The sequence below is a fragment of the Fusobacterium ulcerans genome (assembly GCF_003019675.1).
Taxonomy (GTDB): domain Bacteria; phylum Fusobacteriota; class Fusobacteriia; order Fusobacteriales; family Fusobacteriaceae; genus Fusobacterium_A; species Fusobacterium_A ulcerans.
Genome location: NZ_CP028105.1, coordinates 3433851 through 3450082 on the forward strand (window position 1 = coordinate 3433851; position 16232 = coordinate 3450082).

13 protein-coding genes and 4 riboswitches are annotated in these 16232 nt (G+C 31.2%); of the genes, 2 read left to right on the plus strand and 11 right to left on the minus strand.

Annotation, left to right across the window (positions count from 1 at the left end; genetic code table 11):
- Nucleotides 1-16 precede the first annotated feature (16 nt).
- The 8 genes from C4N20_RS15950 to C4N20_RS15985 all read right to left on the minus strand — a co-directional run bounded on the left by C4N20_RS15950 (nt 17) and on the right by C4N20_RS15985 (nt 6460).
- On the minus strand, nt 17-763 hold the full coding sequence (locus C4N20_RS15950; RefSeq protein ID WP_005980140.1) for a toxin-antitoxin system YwqK family antitoxin: 747 nt from the start codon (nt 761-763) through the stop codon (nt 17-19).
- A 135-nt stretch (nt 764-898) separates the two neighbouring features.
- A riboswitch (cobalamin riboswitch) is annotated at nt 899-1085 on the minus strand.
- A 25-nt stretch (nt 1086-1110) separates the two neighbouring features.
- Nucleotides 1111-1422, minus strand: a complete 312-nt coding sequence (locus C4N20_RS15955) for a hypothetical protein (protein ID WP_005980141.1) — start codon at nt 1420-1422, stop codon at nt 1111-1113.
- Between the two features lie 93 nt (nt 1423-1515).
- The gene (locus tag C4N20_RS15960; RefSeq protein ID WP_005980144.1) at nt 1516-2205 is read right to left on the minus strand and encodes an energy transducer TonB; all 690 of its coding nucleotides are present in this window, start codon (nt 2203-2205) and stop codon (nt 1516-1518) included.
- A 15-nt stretch (nt 2206-2220) separates the two neighbouring features.
- A complete protein-coding gene (locus C4N20_RS15965) occupies nt 2221-2631 on the minus strand; it encodes an ExbD/TolR family protein (protein WP_005980146.1) in 411 nt (136 codons plus the stop codon).
- Nucleotides 2628-3257, minus strand: a complete 630-nt coding sequence (locus C4N20_RS15970) for a MotA/TolQ/ExbB proton channel family protein (protein WP_005980148.1) — start codon at nt 3255-3257, stop codon at nt 2628-2630. The genes C4N20_RS15965 and C4N20_RS15970 overlap by 4 nt, the downstream gene beginning before the upstream one ends.
- A 163-nt stretch (nt 3258-3420) precedes the next feature.
- Nucleotides 3421-3596: riboswitch (cobalamin riboswitch) on the minus strand.
- 192 nt (nt 3597-3788) lie between these two features.
- Nucleotides 3789-4568 (minus strand): ABC transporter ATP-binding protein, encoded by a 780-nt coding sequence (locus C4N20_RS15975; protein WP_005980149.1) that lies wholly within the window; start codon nt 4566-4568, stop codon nt 3789-3791.
- A 1-nt stretch (nt 4569) separates the two neighbouring features.
- Nucleotides 4570-5571: a FecCD family ABC transporter permease gene (locus C4N20_RS15980; RefSeq protein ID WP_005980150.1), complete on the minus strand. Its 1002-nt coding sequence runs from the start codon at nt 5569-5571 to the stop codon at nt 4570-4572.
- Nucleotides 5558-6460 carry an ABC transporter substrate-binding protein gene (locus C4N20_RS15985; protein ID WP_005980151.1) on the minus strand — a complete coding sequence of 301 codons (903 nt, stop codon included), beginning with the start codon at nt 6458-6460 and terminating at the stop codon, nt 5558-5560. The genes C4N20_RS15980 and C4N20_RS15985 overlap by 14 nt, the downstream gene beginning before the upstream one ends.
- Nucleotides 6461-6573: 113 nt before the next feature.
- A riboswitch (cobalamin riboswitch) is annotated at nt 6574-6747 on the minus strand.
- Between the two features lie 149 nt (nt 6748-6896).
- Nucleotides 6897-7077: riboswitch (cobalamin riboswitch) on the plus strand.
- 126 nt (nt 7078-7203) lie between these two features.
- Here C4N20_RS15985 and C4N20_RS15990 point away from each other — a divergent pair.
- Complete coding sequence (locus C4N20_RS15990) at nt 7204-8142, plus strand: sirohydrochlorin cobaltochelatase (RefSeq protein ID WP_005980154.1); 939 nt, start codon at nt 7204-7206, stop codon at nt 8140-8142.
- A 157-nt stretch (nt 8143-8299) separates the two neighbouring features.
- On the opposite strand, the gene C4N20_RS15995 is transcribed toward C4N20_RS15990, so the two are convergent.
- Nucleotides 8300-9052 (minus strand): DUF4261 domain-containing protein, encoded by a 753-nt coding sequence (locus tag C4N20_RS15995; RefSeq protein WP_005980157.1) that lies wholly within the window; start codon nt 9050-9052, stop codon nt 8300-8302.
- Nucleotides 9053-9305: 253 nt separating this feature from the next.
- Nucleotides 9306-12785: an autotransporter outer membrane beta-barrel domain-containing protein gene (locus C4N20_RS16000; protein ID WP_231940470.1), complete on the minus strand. Its 3480-nt coding sequence runs from the start codon at nt 12783-12785 to the stop codon at nt 9306-9308.
- Between the two features lie 321 nt (nt 12786-13106).
- Between C4N20_RS16000 and C4N20_RS16005 the strand changes: the two genes are divergently transcribed.
- Entirely contained in the window at nt 13107-14276 is a 1170-nt protein-coding gene (locus C4N20_RS16005; RefSeq protein ID WP_005976615.1) for an IS110 family RNA-guided transposase, read from the plus strand.
- 566 nt (nt 14277-14842) lie between these two features.
- Here C4N20_RS16005 and paeA read toward each other — a convergent pair.
- On the minus strand, nt 14843-16186 hold the full coding sequence (paeA, locus tag C4N20_RS16010; RefSeq protein ID WP_005980163.1) for a polyamine export protein PaeA: 1344 nt from the start codon (nt 16184-16186) through the stop codon (nt 14843-14845).
- Nucleotides 16187-16232: the final 46 nt, after the last annotated feature.

Here is a 16232-nt window from a genome sequence, read left to right on the forward strand (position 1 = left end):
TTTATTCCCAATAATTTTATGATGCTTCTCCTACAATTTTCCCTTCCATAAATGATGCTGTTCCCAGAAGTTTTCCATTTTCATAAAACATACTCCAGTTTCCATCCAGCATATCATTTTTAAAATAGCCTATTGCATTAATCACACCATTCTCATAATATCTTATATATCTTCCATTTTTTATATGTTTTTTGTACTCTTCTTTTATCTCTATATCTCCATTTTCAAAATAGTATGTAACTGCTCCCTCTAATTTAGCATTAACAAAATTTCTCACTACCTCTATCTTTCCATTTTGATAATAGAGTATATTTCTTCCGTGAAGTATATTTTTTCTATACATACTGCTTTCCTGTATTTCTCCATTAGGATAATAAGTCAATTTTTGCCCATTAAGTTTCCCGTTTTTAAAAAATGCCCTCATTTTAATACTGCCGTTTTCATAATATTTTACCCATTCCCCATCCATTTGATCATCCTTAAAAGATATATATTCTTCTATATTTCCATTGAGATAAAACTGTGAGAAATCACCATTTAATTTTCCTTCTTTGTATTCTGCCATCTCTTTTAATATTCCATTTTGATAGAATTTTTTACTTACTCCATCTTTGATTCCATTTTGATATGTTTCCTCTTCCTTTAAAATATCACTTGGATATCTGCATACTAATTTTCCAGTAAAAGGTTTATCTTCTCCTATTATAAATACTATTCCATTTACAGAAATTTTATTAAAAAATGGTACTTCTCTTATATTCATTTTTATCCCTCCATTTCATGACATAAATAAAAAAATCCCAAAACTTACGATTATGTAAATTTCGGGATTAAATATTTTGTATCAAAAAATAAATAACAAAATATGATCTCTAAATTCACACTCGTCCTCGCAAGTTGATCTTTATTATCAAAGGCAGGTCTCCTGACTTAGAATCACTTTACTCACATACCTTCCCAAGACATATTCTATGTCTCAGTGGCAATCTGCTTTCATCCTCATTACAGTGGCGGGACCGTTTGAGATTTTCACTCAATTCCCTTTTAATCTAGCAAAACTAGAACCATTTGATATTTTTATTTTATTCTTTTGTTTGTTTTATATTTTTATTAAGAATTTGCCCCTCTTACTATTTCCACTTTAGATATATTTCCAAAATCATTTAATGCTTTAGCAAAAGAAGTTTTTATAAGGTCCATATACTTTCTTACATATTCCTCTCCACTATTGATACAGTCTACTGTCATTTTATATACAGCATTCTCATCTTTGAAAAAATAAAGGTTGACAGTATCCATCACTGTAAATATTTCCATCTCTGCTACGTTACAAGGTATATCATGATTCTTCGCTTCTTCTACAGCTTTATTTATTAATAATGCTGGGATTATAGAATGTGTAGTCTCTGAATTGATTCTCATAATTATCACTCCTTTTAATTTTATACAGCTAAAAAACATTTATTTAAATTAATCTTTATACACTTTATTTTTTCTAGGTATTATTTTAAATATTTACTTTACATTAAATCTGAAATCTTTATAGAAATAGAGTTTTATTTTTTCACCATGATAAATAATTGGATCGAACTCCCATTTTTTAAGAGCCTTCTCTACCTCTTTTCTAAAGCCGTAAGAAGTAAAATTGTCCAGAAATATTATTTCCTCCACTTTTCCATTGAGCCCAATGAGGAATTTTGTTTTTATAACTACCTCATTTCTGTAGTTAGCTCTTTTAGCAATAATAGGGTATTCTGGTTCAACCTCTCTTTTGATTCTGTACCTGATGCCTTCTCCGCTTTTCTGATCTCCTATATAGGTACCAGTTCCATCTTTTACCAGTCCAGCCAAAGGATTATATGGTATTGAATTTCCAGAAGTTGTCTCCTCTTTTGCAGTTTCCTTACTTTCTTCTTTTATTGGTTCCTCTTTCTTTTTAACTTCTTTTTTAACAACTTTTTTTACTACTTTTTTCTCTGTCTTCTTTTCAACTTTCTTTTCTTCCTTTGGTTTTCCCTCTTTCTTAGGCTCTGGCTGTGCAAGAGACTGCAAAGGTGCTGGAGCAGGGGTATTATTCTCTACTTTCAGCTCGCTGAGATATACGAGAACATTCTTGCTATCCAGCTTTATATCTTTTACAGGCTTGGTATATACAGCAAAAATCAACAGCAGATGACATAAAAAAGAGATTACATAGAATTTCAATTTCATCACCTACTTTTACTTTATACTGTTTATTTCTAATTTTTCCAGTCCTATATTCTTCAGCCTTCCCATAGTTTCAATTACAGTTTCATATCTTAAATCTTTATCAGCACTGACAATAAGGGTTTGTTCCTTTCTTCCTTTCATCAGTTCACTTACAGTTTCTTCCAGTTTTGTATTTTCTATCTCTACAGAATCCTCACCATTTTTAAAGAAATACTTTCCATCTTTATCTATTATCAGTTCAGCTCCCTCTTCTGTTGTATTTATTTCCTCTACAGAAGATTTTGGGAGATTCATATCAAATTTATTGTACTGGCTGAATGTAGTTACCAGCATAAAAAATATCAACAGCTGAAATACCACATCTATCAATGGTGTCAGATCAGGATTGATTATCCCCTTCCTTCTTCTTAGTTCTCTCATATCTCTTCCTTCTTTCTAGCCTTTTTGATATTGATAAGGGCAGTAGACGTTTTCTCTATCTCAAGCATTATCTTGTCAGCTTTTCTGCTGAATGTCTGATAAGCTATTATTGCTGGTATTGCTATAAATAATCCTGCTGCTGTTGTAAGAAGTGCTTCTGATATCCCATTGGCTACTACATTTGGATCTCCTGCCCCTTGTAATGCTATGGCTTTAAATGATTTTATCATTCCAAGTACAGTTCCAAGAAGTCCAGCCATTGGAGAGATATATGCCACTATTCCCAATATAGACAATCTTCTTTCAAGGTTTTCTATCTGTTCCAAAGCTTTTTCTTTCATAAGCTTCTCTTTGCTTTCATATAGATCATTTTCATTTCTATATGCTAAAAGTATGCTCTTTACTGTTCTTGACACTGAATTATTTGTTTTATCACACAATGCTATTGCTTCGTTTTCTTTTTCTGCTCTCACTAAGTTTACTATTTCCTCTTTAAATTCTGTTGTTATTCCCTGTTCATTTTTCATGAAATAAGCAGTTCTCTCCAGTATTGTTCCCAATCCTACTATAGACAATGCAGCTAAAAGCCACATCATTATTCCACCTTCTACAAAATAAGTGTACATTTTTCCTCCTGATCTGTATTTTAAATTAATTGACTACATTAAAAAATCTCTGATAAAAAACAAGTGCCCAAGCCCCCATTTTGTTTTTATCAGAGAATCTTAAATATCATATTATTTAAATAAATATTTAACTTCTTATCCTCCCTTTTTCCCACCGAAAAAGTAAAAAACTAGTTTTTAGGTAAGTCTCCTGACTCAGTTTCATCCTACTCCCTACCTTCCCAGATCAGTGATCCAGTGGTTATAGGTTTCATCCACTTTACAGTAGCGGGGGCTGTGTGGGTTTTTCACCCATCTTCCTCTTTTAAGCCTTACGGCACCTAACACTATACTTATATGATATGATTTATCTTGTACTTTGTCAATCATTTTCATAAAAACTGATATATAAATTATTAAACAGCTATACTTCTTGAAAATTATACTTTTCAAAATTTTATTTTTTATAATTTATATTTTAAAAGCTATTCCCTACCATAAGTTTATTTTTTCATCAGCTCTCTGAAAACTTTTTTATTTCAAAATTATTTTTTATTTAACTATCCCTTTTAATCTAAAGTATGGAACTCCATCTTCTATTTCAATTGAAGATTCCACTCTGTACACCTCTCTTATGAGCTGTGGTGTAAGAACTTCCAATGATTTTCCCTCTTTATATTTTTTACCATCTTTAAGCACAATTATTCTGTTGCTGTATTGAGCAGCCTGATTCAAATCGTGAAGCACCATTATTATAGTTATTCCCAGATTCTGATTCAATTCTCTCACCAGCTCCATTATCTCAAACTGATGACATATATCCAGATATGTAGTAGGTTCATCCAGAAGAAGTATTCCTGTCTTTTGAGCAAGTACCATTGCTATCCATACTTTCTGCCTCTCTCCACCTGACAGACTCATTACTTTTCTCTCTCTGAATTTATCCAGTTTGCACATTGTAATAGCCCAATCTACAATATCTTTATCTTCCTGATTATATACTTCATACCATTTTTTATGAGGAACTCTTCCATACATGATAAAATCATATACAGTTATATCATCAGGAATCTCATTGTTTTGTGATACAAATGCAAGCTTCTTTGCAAATTCTTTGTTTTTTATATTACTGATCTCTTCTCCATCTAAATATATGTTTCCATTTTTACATGGGAGTACTCTTGATATAGCTTTCAAAAGAGTTGATTTTCCACAGCCGTTAGTCCCTATTATAGAAACTACCTCTCCCTTAGTTATCTCAATATTCAAATCGTGAATGATGACCTTTTCTCCATAAGCCAGTTCTATATTATGTCCTTTTATAGTTTCCATTCTAGTCACCTACCTTTCTCAGCAGGTACAGGAAGAACGGCACACCAATTACAGCCATTACTATACCAGCAGGTATCTCAATAGGTGAAAACATAGTTCTTGATATTGTGTCAGCTATTACCAGCACTACAGCACCAAGAAGTCCAGCAAATGGTATCAGATATGTGTGATCTGAACCTATAATCAATCTGGCTATGTGAGGAACTATCAGTCCTACAAAGCCTATCAGTCCTACATTTGCTACTGATATTCCTGTTAGAAAACAGGCAAGAGCACAAAGTTTTAATCTTTTTCTAGGAATATCTACTCCCAGATTCACAGCAAAATTATCTCCTAATTGAAGAATATTTGCATCTCTTATCATAGTAAAACAGGCTAAAATTCCCACAGCAGTATATGGAAGCAGTCCTGTTACATGTCTCCAGTTTTTCCCATTGAGACTTCCATTTAGCCATGACAATACTCCCTGTATCTCATCACTGAATAATATAAACATCAATCCTGTAATACTTCCAAGTATAGCATTTATAGCTACCCCCGACAGAATTACCCTGATAGGCTTCAGCCCTTTTTTCCATGCCAGCATAAATACAATGGCACAGGCTATTGCTCCCCCTACAAATGCAGAGAAATTCATAAAAAATATAGCTTTAGGATAAAGTATCATAATAATCAGAGCAGTGACGCTAGCTCCTGAAGACACCCCTGTAAGACCCGGATCAGCCAGAGGATTTTTCATTACAGCTTGTAACAGCACTCCAGCCAATGACAGATTACACCCTACCATTACAGCAATCAATATACGTGGTATTCTTATATCCCATAAAATAGCTTTTAATATCTCATCGTCATAACTTTTTATAAAAAGAGATTTCAGTATCTCTCCAGAAGTATAATTTACACTCCCAAATCTCACTGAAAATATTATTGAAAAACCTAGAATAACCAGAGCAGTAAAGATAAGAATTATCTTCCTCCCTCTCTTATCTTTATTCATAAACATATCTGTATAATTCCTCCAATGCGTCTATCGAATTTACCCCGGCACTCATTCTGAACAATGTAGGATCGATATCCAGTATTTTATTATTTTTATATGCCTTTGTGAGCTTCCATACAGGGTTGCTTGAAAATATCTCTTCAAATCCCTCTCCATTTTTAGTCTGACTTGTAGGAAGTCTCAATATTACATCAGGATTAGCTTTAATGAGCTGTTCCATGCTGAATGGTACTGATCTTTTCAAAAGTACACTGTTATCAATAGAAGTTACTACATTTTCACATCCTATCTTGTCCATAAGCCCTTGCAGAAAATGGTTTTTTCCAGTCATAAAAAAACTCTCTCCATTTCCATAAAGGATGGCTACTCTCTTCTTTTCTTTTCCCTTTAATTTTTCAGCCAGTATTTTTTCTCTCCTTTTCACATCATCAAGTATAGCCTTAGCTTCCTTGTCCTTATGAAAAGCTTTTCCCAATATCTCAATAGCCTTCATAGATTCATCATATGTATCTACTTTCATATAAAAACTAGGTATATTGAGATTGTCATATTTAGGCTTTAATGCTGGTTTAGAATAAATAGTAGAGATTACAAGATCTGTTCTCAGAGCTTTTACTCTTTCCAGATCAGGTATTCCAGATCTCCCTATTCTTGGCACCTCATCATATTTTTCAGGTATCTTTGTTGTAGAACTTGCCACTCCTACCAGATCAATATCCAGAGCTGCCAGAAATCTTGATATTATAGCCGAATCTGTAACTACAGCCTTTGGAAAATAATCCAGCTGCAAGTCCTCTTCTCCCTGATGTATAGAAAATTTCTCTTTTCCAAAAGATATATTTCCTATTACAAGTAGGAATACAGCAGTTAGAATAATATATACTTTTTTCATTATTTTCTCCTGTTATATAATTTTATCCAATAAAAAAACCCAGCACAAAGAAATACCAGGCTACATCAAAAGCTCTTTAAATTTCTATGTAGCATAACTTTCCTCGGAAGCTTGTACAATAATCTTTCTAAGCAGGTCTTCTGACTTATAGCTCGAACACAGCTCCCTCCTTCTCGGATATATCCAATGGTATTTGGAAGCTATTTGCTAAATTACAGCGGCCGGACCGTTTGAGATTTTCACTCAATTCCCTTTTAATTAAAAAAACTTAGAATAAACATCATATACAATATATTTTAATACTTTAATTTTATTACTTAACAGCTTCTTTGTCAATGAAGAATTATATAAATATCCTTTCACCCAAAAATTCTAAAGTGTATTTTTAATTTTGGGTATTGACATTTGAAAGAAAACATAGTATATTCATACTGAACAGAATAATTGAATTTGAGGTTCTATATTTTAGAATAATTGGGAAGTGAGGTTTAATCCCTCCGCGGTCCCGCCACTGTGATGCTGACGAAAGATATAACCACTGGATTATTTTTAATCTGGGAAGGGTATCTAGTAGGATGAAGCTAAGCCAGGAGACCTGCCTCAGATGTATTGCTGTGTAATATCATTGCGTGGACGAGAGATATTGACCTTTGTTATTTTTATTTAATCAAGGCATGTATCTCCTATCAACAGGAGATTTTTTTTATTAAAAAAATCCCTGCAAATTTATTAGGAGGATGATCATGGGAAAAATGAGAAATTTATTGGCTGGAGCTATGCTTCTAGCTGGAGGAACTGTTGCATTTGCACATTCAGAAGGAGGATACGTGGATAACAATTTTTTCAAAGGAATGCAGAAGGGTGACAAAGCAGCTGTACTTATGGTTCACTTTGGAACTACTTATGATGACACAAGAGCTTTAACTATTGATGCCATCAACAAAAAAGCTAAAGATGAATTCAAAAATGCTGATGTAAAAGAAGCTTACACTTCAAGAATAATTATGAGAAGACTAAAAGCTAAAGGAATTGAAAAACAAAATCCTACTGAAGTTATCAACGATCTGAAAGCTAAAGGGTATACTCATCTTTTAGTACAAGGTACTAACATTATGAATGGTGTAGAATCTAACAACCTAGCTGAAGAATTAAAAAAATATGAAAAAGATTTTAAAGATATAAGAATGGGAAATCCACTATTAACTGACCATGAAGATTATGAAAAAGTAGCAAAAGCTATTGCTAAAAAAATTGGACCTCTAAAAGCTAACCAAGGTGTAGTTTTAGTAGGACATGGAACTCATCACTTTGGTGGTTCTGCATATGCTATGATGGACTATGTATTTACTGCTGAAGGAATGGACACTTATGCTGTAGGTACAGTAGAAGGATACCCTGCATTCGATAATGTAGTTGCTAAATTAAAATCTAAAGGTGTTAAAGAGGTTATCTTAATGCCATTTATGTTTGTTGCTGGAGATCATGCTAATAATGATATAGCTGAAGACTGGAACAATGACCTTAAAGAAGCTGGATTCACAGTTTCTAAAATCATATTAGAAGGTTTAGGACAAAATCCTGATATTCAAAATATCTATATTGATCATGCTAAATTTGCTGCTCAACATAAACCTGAAGATATGCAGGCTAAAAAAGTTCAATATGCAAATGATAAAGACTAGGTAAAGACAACTTTACATATATTTAAACTTTAATTACAATTTAAACTTTCTGTGTGTTTAAAAATAGAGAAGAGATATTTGGCTTAGACTCCTGAATATCTCTTTTTAATTTGCCAATAAAAAAACTGACCTCACATTCCCGACCAGTTTGCTTATACTAATATGTTATTTTTAAAGATTTTCCGCTTACAAATATCCCAGAAGATACCTTAAAAGAAAATCCATTTTTTCCTATTTTATAGAAACTTCCCTTTTCAACATTGATATCATTTTTTATTATCTCACCAACTATTCTCAAAAGAAATTCAAATATTTCTTCACATTCTCTGAGAGAATTCAATATTTCCACCTCTTTCTTCTTAAAATGATTAAGTCCTAAAGTGTAAGCTGATATACCATTTTTATCACTGGCTATTCCTATATACACCCATAAAAGCACAGGAAGTTTTCCCAGTTTTAATTCTTTGGCTAAACATCTATAAGTTTCTTTTTCAATAATCATAGGACTCATATATACAGCAATAGCCTCATCTTCTACTAATATACTGCTTGCTATTTTAGTAAATATTTTATGTCTTTCTATATTATCCTTTCCATTGAGTATGGAAATTATCACATGAGATCTATGTTTTGATACTTTTGCCTCTGCGTCCTCCCACATCCAGTTATCCTTGTAATGACTTTCCACTTCATGATCAGGAATCGGCCCTGGTACAAAACTGCAAGCTATAAGCATATCATCTACATTAAAAGCTATAGTATCCTCTTCTGCTGAATCTTTTATTTCTATCCCCCATTCATTCTTCAAATTCAATTTTAATTTATTGAAGTTGTAATCAAAACCTTCCAAGAGGACAAATCCCACTATAATATCTGGAAGCATTTTTTTCTTTTTTCCCCAAAACAACATTTTTATTCCTCCAACTTGCTCTACTCTAAAAAATTATATAGTCTCTTTCTAAACTATACAATTAATTATATGTCAATCTTTTCTTAAAAGCAATCAAAATATTCTGTTTTTATCGGCTAAATACTATTTATTTCATCTATTATTTTTATATTTAAATATTAAAAATTTTTTTAATATTTTATTAAAAAACAGAGAAATATTTCTCTGTCTTTCAATTAATTATTCATAGGTTGTTAGTATTTCTTATTTCACTTTAAAACTTATACCCCATTCCTGCTCCTGCTATCCATTCACCTTTTGTCTTGTTCTTTCCAGAACCATTGTGCGAATCTCTCTCTACAGAATAAGTTCCTTTTATATCAAATAGCACTCCATTTTCTAATTCAAGTGCATATTTAGCATTCAATCCAATACTATGTTCATTTTTGTGAGCTACTAAGATATCAAAGTCACTTCCACCTTTGAATCTTCCTGTGATATATTCTTCCTCTGCTCCATCTAATATTTTAGTATAGCTTACTCCTGCTGTTAAAGTACTTGTTCCTTTTTCATGAGGTATTACTTTTTTAAGGTCTACTCCTATTTTCCCTACTGTGTAGTCAAATGATTTAGAATCAGTTTCTATTGCTAAAGCTTTGCTTCCTTCATTAGCTCCATCTTGGTCTATGTATGTATATGACAATGTTCCATAAGGTTCTAGGAATAAGTTCTCTCCAACTTGATGTGAATATCTTCCATTCAAATAAATATCATATGTCATATCATTGTAATTATCTGAATATTGCATCACTGGTTCTGCTGTACTTGAAGCTACTTTGTTTACTGCTATTCTATCTGCATCATAATCTCCATACTGGAATCCTGCTCCTGCTGTTACTTTTAGATTTCCAATATACTTTTTAGCATATGCTCCAAGATACAATGCGCTTCCATCTACTTTCGATCCATTAGACAAGTCAGATTTTAGTTTGTTTCCTCCAATTACTACTCCTGAAGTTAGTGTATCTGATATTCCATATTCTCCTAACATATATGCACCAGTTATCTTAGTATCTGCATCCATGTCTGAACTTCCTATGTCATAAGTATAGTATCCTTTTCCATAATATGTATCTTTAGTTCCACCATCTACATGAGTAAGCCCACCATATATCATCCATTTTCCTGCATCAGCTTTAAATATATTATCAGTAACTATATCTCTAAACATTCCTGCTGACTTTCTTGAAAGCTCATTAGAATATGAGTATGGATTTCCTGCATAGATGTCATTTAGGTATCCTAAGAAAGTTGATAGTTTTTCATCATCATCTACATTGAAGTTTCCTATTAAATCTTCAACAGAAAGAATTCCATGATATATTTTATTTAATTGAGGATATTTTAAATAGTCTGGTAAATCCAAAATAGATGATATCATTATCTCATTATCAGATATTCTATCCACAGTATGAAGTTTTGATGTTGTACCAATAGTATCATTATTTAATCCCTCTCCTAAAGTAGTAGTATTAAAACTGATTATATTTTCTTTTCCTGCTCCATTTAGAGCAAGAAGAAGCTTACCACAATCTATTGACTTTATTGTCCCTGTATTTTCATATAGTGCATGACCTTTTATTTTTCCATTGCTAGAATCTTTAACAGTTGAGTCTATTCTTAAAACTAGTATTCCATCTTTCTGTATATTTATCTTTCCCACATTTGTTATTTTTGCATTTTCATAGAAAGCAACATTATTTACAATATTAAGATTTGCAAAGCCGCTTATTTCATTAAAAATATTCATAGTATTATTATATAGAACAACTCTTTTTTCATCTCTGTTTCCTATTAGATTTAGAGTATTATTACCTGCTGTTGCTAATATATCTCCATTGATTATACTTTCTTTAATAGTAATTATATTATTTGCTCCTGCTAATTCTATCTTTCCATTAATTATACTTTTTTCTTCAATGGAAAGAATACTGTCTGTTCCTGTCATAGAAATAGCTGATGATTTTGTAGCATTTACTGTAGTATTTTTAAGAATGAGATTATTATTTCCTGTCATAGAAACAACTGGAGAAGTTCCATCTAATCCTCCATTTACTATTGTATTGTCCAAAGTAAGTATTGAATTATTATCCATTACAACTGCTGTCTTATAAGCATTAACTATGCTGTTATTTAATTCGTTATACCATCCAGAAACTTTAAGAGTATCTGTTATTCCATTTAGAATATATTTTTTAGTTGAGTCAATAATTTCTTCTTTATCTTTTCCACCAGAAGCTTCATCAGAATCATAATATTTTAACTTTCCATTTTCCAATGTTAAACTTTCAGTTCCTATTACATTATCATCAGAATCTTTTGTTTTCGCTTTAGCATTGATTATTGTATATTTATCAGTTATTGGCTTATTAAAATTAAATTTTCCTTCATCTTTTTCATAGCCAATTACAACATCTGTATTACCATAAATTTCTCCAAATTTTCCTGAATACTTTTCTTCTAAAATATATTTATCTCCATCAACTTTAAAAGCAAGTCCATAACTTTTTATAAAATCAACTGTACCTCTATCATTTTGTACTACAAAATCACTACTACTCACAAGAAGTCCATAGTTATACGCATTATTTATTGTTCCCCCACTATTATGTATAGCATTTATTTCCCCATAGATAACTCCTACATTTTGGAGACTTCCTATATTACTGCTTGAACCTGAACTAGTACTATAATTCCAAATTCCAGAAATACCACTAGATATAACCCCAGCATTTTGGAGATTTTCTATAATACCCAAACCTAAACTTTCATTAGAAATTCCAGAAATATCACCAGATATACTTCCTATATTTAATAGGCTTCCTATATTACTGCTTGAACCTGAACTAGTACTATAATTCCAAATTCCAGAAATACCACTAGATATAACCCCAGCATTTTGAAGATTTTCTATAATACTTGAACCTAAACTTTCATTAGAAATTCCAGAAATACCACTAGATATAACCCCAGCATTTTGGAGATTTTCTATAATACCCGAACCTAAACTTTCATTAGAAATTCCAGAAATATCACCAGATATACTTCCTATATTTAATAGGCTTCCTATATTACTGCTTGAACCTGAGTCAGTACTATAATTCCAAATTCCAGATTTACCACTAGATATAATTCCTGTATTTATTAAACTCTCTATACTACCTGATCCTGAGTAGAAACTAGAATTACAAATTCCAGATTCAGAAGTACCAGATATAATTCCTATATTTATTAGACTTCCTATAATACTTTTTGAATCTGAGTCAGTACTAGAATTATAAATCCCAAAATTATTGCCAGATATAGTTCCGCTATTTATCAAATTTTCTATAACACCTGAACCTGAATCTTTACTCAAATTATAAATTCCATACCTACTGGATATAGCTCCATTATTTTTTATACTACCTATACTTCCATTCTCATTATAGATTCCAAGACTACCAAAACTTTCTGCTCCAAAAATTAAACCATTATTTATAAATTCTACTTCTTTTAAATTTCCACTTAATCTCAATCCATAGCCAATAATATTTCCATATACATTTTTCCCATTTTGATTTCCAGATAAAACCATATTATTTATATAAGTATTATCTTTCCAACTGTTTTCAGTATATGGATTTCCATCTTCCCATTTTGTTCCATCATCCTTACTAAATTCTATTGTTCCGCTACCACCTTTTATCCACAAATAATCATCTGCCTTTATTACAGCACTACAAGAGAGAAGCATTCCCACTACTGCTTGTATGATAAAAGCGTAGTAAATTATTTATCATACATCCTCCTTCTTTAATTCATTTTGGTATATAATTAATTATTGAAACTGTGGACTTTTTACTTTTGCCTAAAGATTCTTTTGAATACTTTTACTAGGAGATTATTGCCACTGTTTTTTCTCAAACACTTATAGTTGGTTAAAATTCTTTTGATTTTTTATGTTTGCAAGGATGTGTTGATTAAAACTTTGTGGATGCGCAGTTTCTTATCTCTTTTAAAGGATGTGATGTTTATGTTATTGTTAGGTATTGATATCGCTAAATTAAATCATGTGGCTTCTCTTGTTGATTCTGATTCTGGGGAACTTATTTTTTCTAATTTTAAATTCCAGAATAATATGCCTGGATTCCTCTCCCTTTATGAAAAAATTGTAGATTTTCCAATTAAAGACATTATTATTGGTTTAGAATCAACTGCCCATTATGGAGAAAATTTTATTAATTTTTTCTTTCAAAAAGGATTTAAAATTGCTGTAATCAACCCTTTACAAACTTCACATTTACGTAAAGCTAATATTAGAGATACTAAAAATGATCATTTAGACTCTATTACTGTTGCTAAAGCTTTACTTTTTGATAATTTCAAATTTGTTTCTCAAAACAATGTTTCTAATTTTGCGCTAAAAAAACTTACTCGTTTTAGAAAAAGTCTAGTTAAACAAAGATCTAGAAGTAAAATTCAGCTTGTTTCTTTACTAGATATTATTTTTCCTGAACTACAATATGTTTTTAAAGCTGGTATCCATACTAAGGCTCTTTATGCCCTTCTTAAGAAATATCCTTCTACAGAAAAAATAGCTGCTTTAAGAGAAAAATCATTATTTTCTATTTTAAGCAAAGCTTCTAAAGGCCATTATGACATGGCAAATGCTTTACTTTTAAAAAGTCATGCTAAATCTTCTGTAGGTGTCAAGGATACATCTATATCTATACATATCCCTCAATTAATTGAATTAATTGAGCTGTTAGATAAGCAAATTAAATCAATAGAAGAAGAAATTGAAGCTTCTCTTGATAATGGATCACCAATTCTTTCTATTCCAGGAATTAGTAATGTTGCAGCTGCCAGCATAATTGGAGAAATTAATGATATTTCTAATTTTGATTCCCCATCTAAATTACTTGCATATGCAGGACTTGATCCTAAGATAAGGCAGTCAGGAAATTTCAATGCTTCTTCATGTAGGATGTCTAAAAAAGGGTCTCCATATTTGCGCTATGCTTTAATTTACACTGCTTGGAATTTAGTAAGAAACAGCAAAATATTTAAAGACTATTATTTAATTAAAAGAGCACAGGGAAAATCTCATTACAATGCTTTAGGGCATGTTGCGCACAAATTGGTGAGAGTGATTTATGCTTTATTTAAGAAAAATTTAATCTATCAAGAATTTCAACTCTAACATTCTTAGATTAAAAATATTTTAAAGAGTTTTCAAACTCTAATTTTGTAATGCAGAAATATTAAGATGAAATTTATTTATTTTTATCTTGACTTTTCATAGTTGGTCTCCTATTGTTATATTTCTTCCTCTTTTTTTGTTGCTGCTTTTTACTGCTCTCATTATTTTTTCTATCATTATTCCTCCCCAAGAAAAATATATTTAATTAAATTATAAAGATTTTTTCCTTATATACCAAATGTGTAAAAAAGTTCTCTTTTATACACTTTTGCGAACACTTAACTCTTTATAATAATTATTCCATTCTTTGAACCTTGTTTTTTAAACTATTCTATTATAAGCAATATTACTCTTAAAATGAAAAATTGTCAAGTTTTTAGTTTTTTATAACGCTCTTAAAATTTAATAAACTATATGCTATTCGCAAAAGTGTATAAATGCGAACACTTGAGGTATCCCTTAAATACAAAAATCCTCAGCAAGTTTCTACTGAGGATTTTCTTAATTTTATTCTTTTTTTAAGTTTTTTATTATTTTTAAATTATATAATTTTTTCAGCTGTTTCTCTATTCAAGATTTATATTTCCTATATCTTCTGCTTCTTCATTTTCTTCTTTTTTAGTTACCAATAACTGATCAACTTTAAAGTTATCTACATCTACTACTTCAAATGTATAATTTTCAAAGTCTACCATAGCAGCTTTTTTAGGAATACTTTTCAGCATATACATCATAAATCCAGCTATTGTTTCATATGTATCTTCTTCTGGGAATTTCTCTATATCCAATACTTTTTTTACATCTTCAATAGGTGTGACCCCGTCCATAAGCCATGATCCTTCACCTCTTGATATTATCTGCTGTTCATCCTGATCCTGATAAACTATATCTCCCATAAGGGTATTTACAACGTCGTTTAATGTTACAAGTCCTACTACATGTCCATACTCATTTAATATTATAGCAAAGTCATCCCTTGCCTCATTAAATCTATCCAAAGCTTCTGATAACGTCAATGTATTTGGAATTATTAGAAGACTTGGATTACATATCTCCTGTATATCATGAAGTCCACTCATTTCACCTTTCAATATTCTAGGAAGAATATCTTTAGAGTCTACATACCCTAGAACTGTATCTATCTCATTTTGGCATACTAAAAACTTAGAATGAGGATAGTTGGCTATCTTTTCTTTTATGCTCTCTTCTCCCTCTTCTAAAGTAAGGTATACTATTTCATCTCTTGTAGTCATTATAGAAGAAACCCATCTTGTATCCAGTTCAAATATATTTTCTATCAGATGATGCTCTTTTCTTTGAACTACTCCAGCCTCTGCTCCAGCATCTACCACAGCAAATATATCATCATAGGTTATTATATCATTTCTTGTCAATGGCACTTTGAATAATTTAAAAACAAATGTTGCTGTCCCATTGAATATGAATATCAATGGTCTCAATATACATATCAGAATCATCATTGGTTTTATTATATGTACTGCTATAGTTTCTGGTGCCACCATTGCCAGTCTTTTAGGTATCAAATCTGCAAATTCAATAAACATCCCTGTTATAATAAGGAATGATATTACACTTCCTATTGCTGGAGCTTTATCAGCAAGCCCCGGTATCCATTTTCCTATAAAAGAGGTCACCCATGGCCCAGCTATATTGTCTCCAATTATACCACCTAATATTGCAATCGCATTTATACCTATTTGAATAGCTGTAAAAAAGTTCCCTGAAGTTTCCTGTACCTTCAGTACTTTTTCTGCATTTTCGTCTCCTTCTTCTATCATTATCTGTAGTTTCATCTTTCTTGCTGAAGCAAGGGATATCTCACTCATAGATAAAAAAATACTCATCAATATTAAAATAACGAGTAAAATAATTTTTAAAAAAACACTCATAATATCTCTCCTAATTTTATTATTTGAATACTATTGTTTCTATAAT

Coding starts and splice junctions, on each gene's coding strand:
- C4N20_RS15980 (WP_005980150.1), bottom strand. CDS start 5,571: ATGTTTATGAATAAAGATAAGAGAGGGAGGAAGATAATTCTTATCTTT.
- C4N20_RS15975 (WP_005980149.1), bottom strand. CDS start 4,568: ATGGAAACTATAAAAGGACATAATATAGAACTGGCTTATGGAGAAAAG.
- C4N20_RS15955 (WP_005980141.1), bottom strand. CDS start 1,422: ATGAGAATCAATTCAGAGACTACACATTCTATAATCCCAGCATTATTA.
- C4N20_RS15990 (WP_005980154.1), top strand. CDS start 7,204: ATGGGAAAAATGAGAAATTTATTGGCTGGAGCTATGCTTCTAGCTGGA.
- paeA (WP_005980163.1), bottom strand. CDS start 16,186: ATGAGTGTTTTTTTAAAAATTATTTTACTCGTTATTTTAATATTGATG.
- C4N20_RS15985 (WP_005980151.1), bottom strand. CDS start 6,460: ATGAAAAAAGTATATATTATTCTAACTGCTGTATTCCTACTTGTAATA.
- C4N20_RS15950 (WP_005980140.1), bottom strand. CDS start 763: ATGAATATAAGAGAAGTACCATTTTTTAATAAAATTTCTGTAAATGGA.
- C4N20_RS15995 (WP_005980157.1), bottom strand. CDS start 9,052: ATGTTGTTTTGGGGAAAAAAGAAAAAAATGCTTCCAGATATTATAGTG.
- C4N20_RS15965 (WP_005980146.1), bottom strand. CDS start 2,631: ATGAGAGAACTAAGAAGAAGGAAGGGGATAATCAATCCTGATCTGACA.
- C4N20_RS16005 (WP_005976615.1), top strand. CDS start 13,107: ATGTTATTGTTAGGTATTGATATCGCTAAATTAAATCATGTGGCTTCT.
- C4N20_RS15970 (WP_005980148.1), bottom strand. CDS start 3,257: ATGTACACTTATTTTGTAGAAGGTGGAATAATGATGTGGCTTTTAGCT.